The 13,236-nt window shown below is 63.4% G+C and carries 13 protein-coding genes; 6 read left to right on the forward strand and 7 right to left on the reverse strand.

Annotated features, from left to right (window positions below; all coding sequences use genetic code 11):
- The first annotated feature begins 149 nt into the window (after positions 1 to 149).
- Both G8767_RS16930 and G8767_RS16935 read left to right on the forward strand, forming a co-directional pair.
- Complete coding sequence (locus G8767_RS16930) at positions 150 to 1,799, forward strand: ABC transporter ATP-binding protein (RefSeq protein ID WP_166810762.1); 1,650 nt, start codon at positions 150 to 152, stop codon at positions 1,797 to 1,799.
- Entirely contained in the window at positions 1,796 to 3,577 is a 1,782-nt protein-coding gene (locus tag G8767_RS16935) for an ABC transporter ATP-binding protein (protein ID WP_166810763.1), read from the forward strand. Before G8767_RS16930 ends, G8767_RS16935 begins: the two co-directional genes overlap by 4 nt.
- Before the next feature lie 34 nt (positions 3,578 to 3,611).
- On the opposite strand, the gene rlmB is transcribed toward G8767_RS16935, so the two are convergent.
- The 5 genes from rlmB to carD are packed head-to-tail and all read right to left on the reverse strand — an operon-like array spanning position 3,612 to position 7,678.
- Positions 3,612 to 4,583, reverse strand: a complete 972-nt coding sequence (gene rlmB, locus G8767_RS16940) for a 23S rRNA (guanosine(2251)-2'-O)-methyltransferase RlmB (RefSeq protein WP_003945749.1) — start codon at positions 4,581 to 4,583, stop codon at positions 3,612 to 3,614.
- 2 nt (positions 4,584 to 4,585) lie between these two features.
- Positions 4,586 to 5,980 (reverse strand): cysteine--tRNA ligase, encoded by a 1,395-nt coding sequence (gene cysS, locus G8767_RS16945; protein ID WP_095970890.1) that lies wholly within the window; start codon positions 5,978 to 5,980, stop codon positions 4,586 to 4,588.
- A gap of 11 nt (positions 5,981 to 5,991) precedes the next feature.
- Entirely contained in the window at positions 5,992 to 6,468 is a 477-nt protein-coding gene (gene ispF, locus G8767_RS16950) for a 2-C-methyl-D-erythritol 2,4-cyclodiphosphate synthase (RefSeq protein ID WP_095970889.1), read from the reverse strand.
- A complete protein-coding gene (ispD, locus tag G8767_RS16955; protein WP_166810764.1) occupies positions 6,469 to 7,167 on the reverse strand; it encodes a 2-C-methyl-D-erythritol 4-phosphate cytidylyltransferase in 699 nt (232 codons plus the stop codon).
- 22 nt (positions 7,168 to 7,189) lie between these two features.
- Positions 7,190 to 7,678 carry an RNA polymerase-binding transcription factor CarD gene (gene carD, locus G8767_RS16960; protein ID WP_003945666.1) on the reverse strand — a complete coding sequence of 163 codons (489 nt, stop codon included), beginning with the start codon at positions 7,676 to 7,678 and terminating at the stop codon, positions 7,190 to 7,192.
- Between the two features lie 264 nt (positions 7,679 to 7,942).
- Between carD and G8767_RS16965 the strand changes: the two genes are divergently transcribed.
- Together G8767_RS16965 and radA are read left to right on the forward strand one after the other, a co-directional pair.
- The gene (locus G8767_RS16965; RefSeq protein WP_095970887.1) at positions 7,943 to 8,578 is read left to right on the forward strand and encodes a copper chaperone PCu(A)C; all 636 of its coding nucleotides are present in this window, start codon (positions 7,943 to 7,945) and stop codon (positions 8,576 to 8,578) included.
- Between the two features lie 98 nt (positions 8,579 to 8,676).
- Complete coding sequence (gene radA / locus G8767_RS16970) at positions 8,677 to 10,110, forward strand: DNA repair protein RadA (protein WP_003945739.1); 1,434 nt, start codon at positions 8,677 to 8,679, stop codon at positions 10,108 to 10,110.
- 23 nt (positions 10,111 to 10,133) lie between these two features.
- On the opposite strand, the gene G8767_RS16975 is transcribed toward radA, so the two are convergent.
- A complete protein-coding gene (locus tag G8767_RS16975; protein WP_095970886.1) occupies positions 10,134 to 10,694 on the reverse strand; it encodes a PaaI family thioesterase in 561 nt (186 codons plus the stop codon).
- 204 nt (positions 10,695 to 10,898) lie between these two features.
- Between G8767_RS16975 and G8767_RS36355 the strand changes: the two genes are divergently transcribed.
- Positions 10,899 to 11,789 carry a tyrosine-type recombinase/integrase gene (locus G8767_RS36355; protein ID WP_166810765.1) on the forward strand — a complete coding sequence of 297 codons (891 nt, stop codon included), beginning with the start codon at positions 10,899 to 10,901 and terminating at the stop codon, positions 11,787 to 11,789.
- 29 nt (positions 11,790 to 11,818) lie between these two features.
- Entirely contained in the window at positions 11,819 to 12,166 is a 348-nt protein-coding gene (locus G8767_RS16985) for a hypothetical protein (RefSeq protein ID WP_166810766.1), read from the forward strand.
- Between the two features lie 72 nt (positions 12,167 to 12,238).
- Here the strand turns inward: G8767_RS16985 and G8767_RS16990 are convergent, their stop codons facing one another.
- On the reverse strand, positions 12,239 to 13,234 hold the full coding sequence (locus tag G8767_RS16990; RefSeq protein WP_166810767.1) for a hypothetical protein: 996 nt from the start codon (positions 13,232 to 13,234) through the stop codon (positions 12,239 to 12,241).
- Between the last annotated feature and the right edge of the window lie 2 nt (positions 13,235 to 13,236).

Here is a 13,236-nt window from a genome sequence, read left to right on the forward strand (position 1 = left end):
TCGAGACCTGATCCCGGTAATGGGGTCTCGATGCTCCATCTGTCCGCTGCCGCGTAGCCCTTGGCATCTGCGAGCACTTTCCGCACTCACACCGGCTCTACCGTAGAACTGCACAACGAGTGTTCAGATCTGGGCGAGGAGTTTCACGAGTGTCAGCGCTGCCCGAAACTCGTACCGGTCCTATCGAGATGATCAAGATCGGATCGTTCTCCTCCGGACGCGGACCGCGGTTGGTCGCAGCCGTCGCAGGGCAGGCGTCGTATCAGGTAGCTCAGGCCCTCATTCCGGTGCTGATCGGCACCGTCGTCGACCGGGCAATCGGAAAGTCCGACAGCACAGCCCTTCTCGTGTGGCTTGCGGTGCTGTGTGCTCTGTTCGTCGGACTTGCTCTGTCGTGGCGCATCGCGGTTCGCCTGAACACACAGGTCTTCGTCTACGGCGAACACGACCTACGACTGAATGCAGCCAGACGGGTACTCGACGCCAGAGGCATGAAAGCTCAGCGTTCGACGGGTGAAGTTCTCACCATCTCCACCTCGGATGCCTCACACGTCTCGGGCTTTTCCTGGGTTGTCGCCGAGCAGGGCTCGGCTTTCGCAGGGCTCGCCGCGGCAGTGATTTCGCTTGCCTTCGTCTCCTGGCCGCTCGCGCTGATCGTCGTTCTCATCACGGCTGCGCAACTCGCCTTCATCCACAAGATCAGCGGTCCGCTGGACGAGCGTGTGTATGCAGAGCAGAAGAAGGCAGCCGAGGCAGGAACGCTGGCAACGGATTTCACGCTGGGCCTGCGGGTACTGAAAGGTTTCGGGGCCGAACCCACCGCACTGTCGCGTTACGTGCACGCAAGCCGCGAATCCATGAAGGCAGCGATCCGGACGGTCCGAGCGATGTCCAGTCTGACCGCGCTGAATTCCGGGGTCTCCGCATTGGTACTGGCGTCGGTCGCCTTGGGGGCGGCGTGGATGGCGCATCAAGGCACGATCACCGTGGGCAACTTCGTCACCGTGGTCGGACTGAGCAGGGTGATTGCCGGGCCGATGGAAACGCTGGGATTCTTCGGTGCCGAACTCGCCGCAAAGCGAGGCTCCGCGCGCAGACTGTCAGAACTGCTGGCCGAGCCACACCTGATCGAATCGCTGCACTCCAGGGCCGCGACCGACTCCGACAGAGCCGCGATCGACTCCGACAGAAGTGAAGACGCCCTGCTGATTTCGACCGACAACGGAACGGTCGTCTCGGCTCGCCGCGGAGAAGTGGTGGGCGTGCGCGCTGACGATTCCGCTCACCGACTGGCACTGCAACTCGCCTTTCAGACGCCGCTGGGTCCCAACCGATATTTCGCATTCGGCACCGATGCAACCGAACTCGGTCCGGACGCAGTTCGCGATCAGGTGTTCGTCTCCGCCCATGAAGGAACCGTGTTCACCGGTACCGTCTTCGACAATCTGGCAGCACCGAGCGTCGACTCGTCGGCAATGACGTCATCGGCGCTCGACGACGTGTTGACACATCTGCCCGACGGACACCACTCCGAGGTCGGTGAACAGGGAAAGAAGCTCTCCGGAGGTCAGCGCCAACGACTACTTCTCGCCCGCGCTCTCCATCAACCGCAGCCGATCCTGGTCCTTCACGAACCCACCACTTCCGTGGATTCTGTCACCGAGCATCGAATTGCACACTCGCTGAGAAACTTTCCCGACAAGGCCATACTGGTGATCACCTCGAGTCCGACCTTGCTCCATTCGTGTGACCGTGTCGTCACGATCGACGACGACGCTCGGGAAGGAGACTCACTGTGACCGATACCCTTCCGGATGCATCTGTTGTTCCGCCTGCATCTGCCCTGCCGATCGCGTCGACCAAGCAGACCGTCCGCGCATTGATGGCACTGCTTCGGCCACGTAAGCGAGCGCTCGCACTCACGACCGTCGTACTTCTCTCCGCCACAGCCTGCGGATTGTCCACCCCGGCGTTGCTCGGACTCATGGTCGATGCGGTCACAGAGGGCAAACCGTTTGCCGCGCTCCTGCGCATCACCGCGTTCATGCTCGGTGCAGCGGCGGCCGGAGTTGCGCTGACCTGGTGGAGCACACAGCTTCTCGCGAATGTCGCGCAGAACGTGCTGGCCGATCTTCGGGAAGACGTGTTCGCCGCTACGCTCGCGCAACCGTCGTCGCTGGTCGAGGATGCCGGAACCGGTGATCTGATTTCTCGGGTCTCGGGTGATGTCGAAGCGGTCAACACTGTCATCGCCCGGGTGCTGCCCGCAACGGTGTCTGCCCTGTTCATGATTTCATTGACGCTTGTCGGTGTGGGAGTGATCGATTGGCGCTTCACCGCGGCAATCGTTGCCGTTGCGCCGATTCATTACTTCGCTCTCCGACATTTCCTCCGACGCTCCGGACCCGTCTACCGACGCTCTCGCGCCGCGCAGGCCAGGCGAGGGCAGCAGCTCATCGAAACCCTCGGTGGCGCAGGCACTGTCACTGCCCTGCGGAGAACTGACGAGCACATCGGCAGAATCGCCGCGACCTCCGAGCATGCCATCAGCTTCGACATGCAGGCAGTTCGATTGCGTACCAACTTCTTCGCCCAACTCAACGGCGCCGAACTGCTCGGACTCGCCGCGGTCCTGAGCGTCGGCTACTGGCTCGTGACCACGGGATCGGTGTCCATCGGGGCCGCTACCGCCGCTGCCCTCTACTTCCACAGTCTGTTCAGCCCCATCGCGGTATTTCTCTCGAACATCGACGAATTGCAGGATGCGGGCGCCAGCCTGGCTCGCCTGATCGGCGTCACCGCGATGCCGGGGCGTCCCGCGAGCATTCCTGTCTCTGCTCGGTCCGAACCCATCGGCGTCGAGGTGGACCGGGTTTCGTACTCGTACGACAACTCCACCCCGGTGATCGATTCGATCTCGATCTCGATTGCGCCGGGGGAACGAATCGCCGTCGTCGGCAGCAGTGGTGCCGGAAAAACCACACTCGCCAAACTGATTGCCGGAATCATTCCCGTCGGGAACGGGCGAATCACCGTCGACGGCACACCGATTGACGACCTGAGTGACGCCGAACTTCGACACAAAGTCGTCCTGGTCAGCCAGGAAGTTCACGTATTCGTCGGGACGATCGCCGACGATCTCCGGTTGTGTGCACCAGATTCGGACGACGCGAAGATCGTCGAAGCCGTCGAAGGAATGAAAGCTCAATGGATTCACGAGCTTCCGGACGGGCTCGAGACCAGGGTCGGGGCCGGCGGGTACCAGTTGACGGCGGCGCAGGCACAGCACATAGCCCTCGTCCGACTGGCTCTGCTCGATCCGCCAGTCGTGATCCTCGACGAGGCGACCGCCGAAGCCGGAACCACCGCAGCAGGTCTTCTCGATCAGGCAGCCGAGCTTGCGGTCAGCGGCAGGACTGCCGTGGTGATAGCGCACCGCCTGAGCCAAGCAGTCCGCGCCGATCGGATACTCGTCATGAGCGGTGGCCGCGTAGTCGAGAGCGGGACACATGACGAACTGATCGGCGCGGACGGTTCCTACGCTGCGCTCTGGGAAGCCTGGTCGGTACGGAGCTAGATGCCCGCCAGGCTCACCTGAAAGCCGTTACAACTCAGCTGCTACGACGCCTGCGGGCGATGTCCGCCAGGACGACTCCGGCGGCAACCGAGGCGTTGAGCGACTCGACCGGACCGGCCATCGGAATGGACAGGATCGCGTCGCAGTTCTCGCGGACGAGGCGCGAAAGGCCCTTGCCCTCGGAACCGACAACGATCACCACTGGACCACTGCCGTCGAAATCGTCGAGGGTCGTGTCACCTTCGGCGTCGAGACCGACGACCTGAACACCCTTCGACGCCCAGTCCTTGAGCGTACGAGTGAGGTTGGTGGCCCGAGCGATCGGCAGACGAGCGGCAGCACCGGCGCTGGTACGCCAAGCGACAGCACTCACGCTCGCGCTGCGACGCTCCGGAATCACGACGCCGTGTCCACCGAAAGCTGCGACCGAGCGCACAACGGCACCCAGGTTGCGGGGATCGGTGATGTTGTCCAGCGCGACGAGCAGTGGCGGCTCGGCATGCTTGCGTGCCTCGGAGAGAAGATCGTCCGGGTGCGCGTAGCGGTACGGCGGTACCTGCAGGGCGATGCCCTGGTGAAGACCGTTGGCGCTGAGGCGATCCAGATCGGTGCGGGGCACCTCGAGGATGGAGATTCCGGCGTCCGCAGCGAGCTGAACGGATTCCTTCAGTCGATCGTCGCTCTCGGTGCCGACGGCGACCCACAGTGCCGTCGCCGGAACGCCGGCGCGTAGGCACTCGACAACCGGGTTGCGTCCGAGCACTGTCTCGGGACCGTCGAGAACCTTGCGGCCCGGACCCGGACGGCCACCGCGGCCCTGCTTCTCGTCGGCACGTGCGGCGCGCGCTGCACGCTTTGCCGCGGGATGCTTGGTGCGTGCCTCGGCGGGCGGCGTAGCGCCACGCCCTTCGAGACCGCGACGGTGCTTACCGCCGGAACCGGCAACCTGGCCCTTCTTGGTGCCGCCCTTACGGACTGCGCCGCGCCTGCTCGAGTTTCCAGCCATTGTTACTGCCCTGCCTTAAGGGACCATTCGGGTCCGTCGGGAGTATCGGTTACTTCGATACCCGCCTTGATGAGGCGATCGCGGACCTCGTCCGCCACCGCCCAGTTCTTTTCCGTACGTGCCTGCTGCCGACGATCGAGATCGGCCCGCACCAACACGTCCAAAGCTTCCATTGCCGTCTCGGTGTCGCCACCGGACTGCGTCCAATGCTCGTCGAGTGGGTCGACGCCCAGGATCGCGAGCATGGCCCGCACCTGACCGGCAGCCACCCGAGCCGCGTCGAGATCACCGGCAGCGAGCGCGGAATTACCCTCGCTCGCCTTGCCGTGAATCTCGGCCAACGCGATCGGCACCGACAAGTCGTTGTCGAGAGCCGCCGCGAAACCTTCGGTCCACGTGCCGAGTTCGACGCCACCCGCACGCTTGTGTGTGCGCAGGACGAACGACTCCAGTCCCTGGTAGGACTTCGCGCTTTCGTCCAACGCCTCGTCCGAGTACTCGAGATTGGAACGGTAGTGCGCACTACCGAGGTAGTACCGAAGTTCTTGCGGACGAACCTTCTTGAGCACGTTCGGCACCGAGAGAACATTGCCCAACGACTTGGACATCTTCTCGCCACTCATCGTGACCCAGCCGTTGTGCAACCAGTACTGAGCGAAATCGTCGCCGGCACACTTGGCCTGCGCAATTTCGTTCTCGTGGTGCGGGAAGACGAGATCGCGTCCACCACAATGGATGTCGAATGCCGCCCCGAGGTAGAACTCCGCCATGGCCGAGCACTCGAGGTGCCAGCCCGGACGGCCGGGTCCCCACGGTGTCGGCCACGAGGGCTCACCGGGCTTCACGGCCTTCCAGAGTGTGAAGTCGCGAGGATCGCGCTTTCCCTCGGCGGCACTCTCGCCCTGATGAACGTCGTCGAGTTTGTGGCCGGACAGTGCGCCGTACTCGGGATAGCTCTGCACGTCGAAGTAGACGTCGCCGCCCGCCGCGTACGCGTGACCGTTCTCGATCAGGCGTTCCATCATCTCGACCATCTGCGTCACGTGACCGGTGGCCCGTGGCTCGATGGACGGCGGCAGCACACCCAGTTGGTCGTAGGCCCACGTGAACGAACGCTCGAACGTCGTCGCCCACTCCCACCAAGGTCGACCGGCGTCGGCAGCCTTGTTGAGAATCTTGTCGTCGATGTCCGTCACGTTGCGCACGAAGGCAACGTCGTTGCCGTGCGCCAACAGCCAGCGTCGCAGCACGTCGAAAGCGACGCCGCTGCGAACGTGTCCGATGTGAGGATCACCCTGAACTGTCGCCCCACACAGGTACACCGATGCATGTCCGGGGGCCAACGGAACAAAATCCCGAAGGGCCCGCGTACCGGTGTCGTATAGGCGCAGGGTCACGACCAGCGATCTTACCTGTCGTGTTCGGTTGTCATGACCAACGCGGTGGCCATGGCGGCGATCCCCTCGCCGCGTCCGGTCAAGCCGAGGCCGTCCGTAGTGGTCGCGGACACCGAAACAGGTGCGCCGAGGATGTCCGAGAGCACCCTCTGTGCCTCGTCGCGTCGCGGCCCGATCTTCGGCCGGTTGCCGATGACCTGCACCGCTGCGTTGCCGACGGTGAACTGGTTCTCTTCGAGCAGTCTGCGAACCTCGGCAAGCATTCGAGCGCCGCTCACGCCGTCCCATTCGGGCCTGCCGGTGCCGAAAACCGAACCGAGGTCACCGAGGCCCGCCGCAGAGAGCAACGCGTCACACAGAGCGTGGACGGCTACGTCGCCGTCCGAATGGCCCGAGCACCCGTCAGCTTCCTCGAACAGCAACCCGGCCATCCAGCAAGGACGACCGACCTCGATGGGATGAACATCCGTGCCGAGACCGACGCGCATCTAATTTCCGTCCTGTGAATCCACGCTCAACTCTGTCTCCGAGCTCAGGAGCGCCCGTGCCAGGACCAGGTCGAACGGAGTGGTGATCTTGAAGGCGAGAGCGTCGCCGGGAATCGTCTGTACCGAGACACCGAGACGCTCGACCAGAGCGGCGTCGTCGGTCGCGGCGACGTCACCGGCTTCGTACGCACTGCGCAGGACGTCGGTGGAGAAGCCCTGAGGAGTTTGCACCGCACGCAGCTCCGAACGCAGAGGCGTACCGGTGACTGCGCCGAGCACGTCGACCGACTTGATCGTGTCGGTAACCGGGAGTACCGGGATGACCGCGGAGCTGCCCGCTCGGAGGGTGTCGACGACGCGCGCGATCAACTCCGGCGGTGTCAATGCCCGCGCAGCGTCGTGCACGAGAACAAAATCTGCATCGCCTGCCGCACTGAGGCCGGCACGAACCGAATCGGTTCTTTCGTCACCACCGCCGACGACGTCGACGTCCGCTGCACGACCGAGGTCGGCTACGACGGATTCGACCAGCTCAGGCGGCACAATGACAACAACGCGGTCGATCGCCCCGGATTTCCGGAGTCCATCGACCGCGCGTGCAAGCATGGTGCACCCACCGAGTTCGACAAATGCCTTGGGCACTTTCTCACCCAATCGCACTCCCCGACCTGCGGCAGGTACCAGGGCTACTACTGCCACTGTCAGCTTTGTTGAGTTGCAGTCAGGACGCGGCCGCGAGGACCTCGTCGAGAATGGTCTCTGCCTTCTCGGTGTCAGTGCCCTCGGCGAGCGCGAGCTCTCCGACGAGAATCTGACGAGCCTTGGCGAGCATGCGCTTCTCACCAGCGGAAAGTCCGCGGTCCTGCTCACGACGCCACAGGTCACGTACAACTTCTGCAACCTTGTTCACGTCACCTGAGGCAAGCTTCTCGAGATTTGCCTTGTATCGACGAGACCAGTTGGTGGGCTCTTCGGTGTGCGGTGCTCGCAGAACCTGGAAAACCTTGTCGAGGCCTTCTTGGCCGACCACGTCACGAACTCCGACGTACTCTGCGTTGTCTGCAGGAACCCGTACTGTGAGATCGCCTTGAGCGACCTTCAGAACCAGGTATTCCTTCTGCTCACCCTTGATGGTGCGGGTTTCGATAGCTTCGATCAGCGCCGCACCGTGATGGGGGTATACGACGGTGTCTCCGACCTTGAAAATCATGTGTCCCGTGCCCCTTTCGATTCCACTAGTTTAACACGTGAAAGAACCGACCACTCATCAACTGTGCAGGTCAGGGGCATCCTTGCTCGAGCGTAGGGGTTGACAGGGCTTGTTGTACGTGCATTCAACTGGTCTGGAGCACCCCTGCGTAACCGACTGAAAGCCCACGCAGACAACCGTTGTGGCACCCGACGGCCAGCCCGCGGGACCTTATCTACTACTCTGCCTAGTGGAGTGCGAACCTGACGCCGTGGAGGACAAATCGTGACTGCTATCCGTAAGCCGACTCGTCGAGTCGCTACCGCCATTGCACTGGCTGCAGGCGCAGCCATCGCGCTGTCCGCTTGCGGTTCCGGACAGGTGAGCCAGACCGCCGTCCAGCAGGCCGCCGTGAACGGCAACAGCGCCGACCTCGGTGAGATCGCACTGCGCAACGTGCACATCGCTTACCCCTCGTCCGAGGAGTACAGCATCGAGCCGGGCGGCAACGCCGTGCTCGCCTTCAGCATCGTGAACGACAGCGCCGAGACCACGGACAAGCTCGTCAGCATCACCACCGACTACGCAGCACGCGTCGTCGCAGGTGAAGAGGTCGGCGGCCTGACGATCAAGCCGCAGACGTCGCTGCAGGCCGGCCAGTTGCCCGCAGGCGAAGGTGCCGCGACCGAGGCCGAGACCCAGATCAAGAACAACGAAGAGAACGACGACGCACCCGCTGCGCTCACTCTCGTCGTACTCCAGGACATCAAGGCGGGCGTTCGCCCGGGCCTGACCGTCCCGATCACCTTCAAGTTCGAGAAGGCCGGTTCGGTCACCGTCGACGTGCCTGTCGACGCCGGCCCGCAGCTCGAGCGCAACGAGTCGGACAAGTCGCCTGACGTTGCAGAAGCCGGGCACTGAGCCCCGAATCACCAAGGCGCACATTGCGCTTCGCAGAACAACTTCAGTACTGAACTAGAGGCGGGGTCCATGTCGGACCCCGCCTCTAGTCTGTCCCGGTGGCCAAAGTGAAATCGAACTACCGCTGCTCCGAATGCCAGTCGGTAGTGCCCAAATGGGTCGGTAGATGTCCGGACTGCGATTCGTGGGGCTCGATGACCGAGGTCGCTGTAGTGGCACCCGTCGCCAGCCGCGCCGGCGCCTCACTCGCAAAAGCGGGATCAAGCGCCGTGCTACCGACGACGCCGGCCACGCCGTTGACACAGATCGACAGCACCTCGACGCAGGCCAAGCCCACCGGGATCGGCGAGTTGGACCGTGTACTCGGCGGTGGCGTCGTACCTGGTTCGGTGGTTCTGCTCGCCGGAGAACCCGGTGTCGGAAAATCCACGCTACTTCTCGAGGTCGTCTACCGCTGGGCGATGCGCAGCGCGGATGATCGAGCCTTGTACGTCACGGGCGAGGAGTCTGCCGGTCAGGTTCGACTTCGGGCAGATCGCACCAACTCTGTCCACGAACGGATGTATCTGGCGGCAGAATCCGATCTCGCGACCATTCTCGGCCACATCGAGCAGGTCAAGCCGACCCTGGTCATCGTCGACTCGGTGCAGACGATGCTTGCTGCCGACGTCGACGGAGTCGTCGGCGGCGTGACTCAGGTCAAGGCCGTCACCAGCGCCCTGACCTCCCTGGCAAAGGCCAGCGGAATCCCGGTGCTTCTGATCGGCCACGTCACCAAGGACGGCGCCGTCGCCGGTCCGCGCTCGCTCGAGCATCTCGTGGACGTGGTTCTGCACTTCGAAGGTGACAAGCACTCCACCCTGCGCATGGTCCGCGGCGTCAAGAACAGATTCGGTGCGGCCGACGAAGTGGGATGCTTCGAACTCAGCGAGCAGGGCATCAACGAGATCAGCGATCCGTCCGGCCTGTTCCTGCATCACCGTGAAGAAGCCGTGGAAGGCACTGCAGTCACAGTGATGATGGACGGTAAGCGACCTCTACTCGGTGAAGTTCAGGCCCTCGTCGCCGCCACGCCTCTACCGACACCTCGCCGAGCCGTCAGCGGGCTCGACACCGCCCGTGTGGCCATGGTTCTGGCCGTGTTGGAGCGCCGCGTCGGAGTGTCGATCTCGAAGGCCGACGTCTACGCCGCGACCGTCGGCGGTATGCGAATGACCGAGCCGGGTGCCGATCTGGCTCTCGCCATAGCGGTCGCTTCCGCGGTGAAGGCCAAACCCGTCCCCAAGGGGCTCGTCATCCTCGGCGAGGTCGGACTCGCCGGAGAGGTTCGACGAGTTGCCGGCGTCAACCGGCGGCTGATCGAAGCTGCCCGATTGGGATTCACCAGCGCCATCGTGCCGGTCGATTCCGGCCCGAACATTCCCGGCATGCGCGTCAACGAAGTAGCGAACCTGGCCGAGGCACTCGCCTATGCCGGATTGATGGGCGGCAAACAAGCCCCGTCTCGCCCCAAGCTCACTCCGGTGAAATGACCGACTTGCGTCCGACTACCGCGTCAGACCGACGAGGTGCCGAACGGAGAAGTCGGTTCGCCGTCCACGAACTCCTTGGTCTTGGCGAAGTGTTCCGGGGTGATGGTCAGGAACAGCCCTCGGGAGGTTCCCACCACCGTGTCCGGATCCGCTGTCGGGCCTTCGACGATCACTGCTTCCGCGCTGGTGTAGACCTTGCGGCGCAAAACCCCGTCGATGCGAGCCCGGAATTCGAGCACCGATCCCAACGGGATCGGTCGGGCGAAGTCGATCTCGAGGTGCCCGGTCACCACCGGCGAGCCGAGAGCCATGCATGCCATGCCCTGAGCCTCGTCGAATGCCGTCGACAGAATGCCGCCGTGAATGACACCCGGACCGCCCTGATACTTCTTGGCGACCTCCAGACGACCGGTCACTTCCAGCCCGTTGCCGGCCCTGAAACTCATCGCCATTCCCGCAGGCTGGTCGTCGCCGCAGCCGAAGCATTTCGACCAGTGCTGAGGCAGCTTCTCGCCGGCGGCCGGAAAGAATTCGGTCGGCTCCGGGAGGGTCAGGTCGTCAGGCAGGGTCCAGGTACTACTCATGGAGAGATCCTCAATTTCCCGCCGCCGGTGCGGCATTTGCTACGAGCTTCCTGATCTTCCCCGGCTGGACCGGCACCCACAAATCGCCGCGACCACCATCAGATCAACGAACGAGTGGTCGGTTTGTATCCCGGAAAAGGTCCTAAACCGGTCAAGGACTTTAGACACCGTGCACCACGCCTGAGCAGGGGAAAGAATCTCCGAATGACATCGCACCTCACACTCGTCCCCGATCGTGACCCCCATCTCGATGAGTGGGAAACCTGGCAGTACGCCCGATCTCTGTCGGATCGAACAGTCACGGACAGATCAGCAACCGTCGTCCGGATCAGTAGAGAAGTCGGCACCAACGCCCTGGATCTCAACTCCCAGCAGATCGCCAAATGGCTGGCACGTCCCGGTTGGTCCGCGTCGACGAGAGCCACCTACCACGCTCATCTGAAATCCTGGTTCGTCTGGCTCATGTTGATGGAGTACCGCGAAAGCAATCCCATGACCAAGGTCGGCGCCCCGCGTCGCCCGCGCGGCGAGCCGAAGCCCGTCGCCAACGAACACATGCCTGTGCTCGTCCGGACCCGGATGCACCGCAAGACCCGCGTCATGGTCCACCTCGCCGCACTCGCAGGGCTCCGTGTCCACGAGATCGCCCGCGTCAGGGGCGAGGATGTCGACATCATCGCGAAGACGATCACCGTCGTCGGCAAGGGTGAGGTGACCGCGGTCCTCCCCCTGCACCCCGACCTCGTCGAACTCGCGAAGACGATGCCGCGCCGCGGATGGTGGTTCCCCTCACGAGGCGGTCGGCTGCCACACATGGCCCCGAAGTCCGTGACCAACACCCTGTGCGGATTGATGATCCGAGCGGAGATCCCCGGATCCGGCCATCGCCTCCGACACTGGTTCGCCACCATGCTCGTCCGCGCCGGGGTCGATCTCCGCACAGTCCAGGAACTCATGCGCCACGCCTCGCTGCAAACCACGCAGATCTACACCCTCGTTGCCGATCTGCAGAAGGTCACCGCCGTCGAGCTGCTCCGCTTCCCGTCCTCTGAGGTCGACGGGTCAACACCCACGATTGCAGCCATCGCCTCGTAACCTCACCGCCGGTCTGGTTTGATCCATGCATGCACAAGTGGACCCTGGCTGTCGTCACCGCATGCTCACTGTTCGTCGCCGGTTGCGCAAACACCGTCGAAGGCAATGCCACACCGAGTGCTAATGATGGCCCAACCACAGGTGTCGCTGAGGACATCACGATCTATCAGAACTCCGGAACCGTCGCGGAGTACTGCAGTTTCCTATTGACCTTCCTCGAAAGCGCCGCCGTGTTCGACCCCGACGCGGATCCTTCCGACGTTCTGCAAGCGTTCTTCGAGGAGTCCCGACGGTCAGGCGAATGGAGCAAGACCCCCCTCGACGAGCGCCATCGAATCGAAGAGGCATTCGCGCGCGCTGAGTCTGGTCGCTGCTAGCCAGTTCTGAAACGACTAATCACCCCCAACCCTTCGGAGATCCCGAAGAGTTGGGGGCCATTGTCGTGCGAGTCATTCGACCCAGTATTTGAATCCGACTCGACGTGTGACGCCGAATGATTGGCCGGCCCACATGTACAGATCGACAACCTCGCCGCCGGCAACGTCGATGGTTATCTCACCGCTGCGCTGATACTCCGTGTACGCGTTCGGGATATTGATGACCGCGGTGGTGCCTCGCTGCACACCACCGACGTACGCCGCAATGTTCACGTTGCCCGACCACGTCCAGTAGACCGGCCCAGCGAACTTGAACTTGGCACCCGTTTTGCTGCCACGCATTTGCACACCATTGCTCACAATCACACTGCCCGGGTACGTGGCCGTATCGGCGACCCACCCTGTGGTCTTGGCCGGTGTCGTGCTGCCAGTTTGGGTCTCGGCGGTGATCGTTGCGCCTGACGGCGTGAATGCCGTGATCAGCCCTGACGTCTGTACGTCGACGATCGTCTCGGCGGTCACCACACCGGCGGGTGCAACGGTGGCCGAGGTGGTGACGTCGACGGTGGTGTTCGCGGTGAACGAGGTCACCGGGATCGAGATCACTTCGACTTCGACGTCGACAGTGGTGTTCGCGCTGACGATCGCCCGCGGAGTACCGAGCAGTGCCTCCGTCACCACGTCGACTGTCGTCTCGGCAGTAACTGCTGTCGAGACGATCGCCGCGGCCGATGTCTCGACGTCGACGATCGTCTCGGCAGTGACCGAGTCGAAGATCTGGATGACCGACGTCGCGACGTCCACGGTTGTCCCCGCCTCGACCGTCACCGATGCGAGTACTTCAACGCCGGTCGCGACATCGATCACCGTCTCGACGACGTACCACGGCACCGTCAGAGTTTCGACGGACGTCTCGACGTCGACGACCGTCACGGCCGTGATGATGACAATCGGGATCGGCGCCGGCGGGAACGTGATCGCTCCGGAGTCCGGCCCTGGCATCGAGACCGTCGCCGAATCCGAGACGGGGAAACTGGAAAGCCCCGTGTCCGGGGCCGGCAGCTGCACGA

Source organism: Rhodococcus sp. IC4_135 (assembly GCF_011602025.1).
Taxonomy (GTDB): domain Bacteria; phylum Actinomycetota; class Actinomycetes; order Mycobacteriales; family Mycobacteriaceae; genus Rhodococcus_F; species Rhodococcus_F baikonurensis.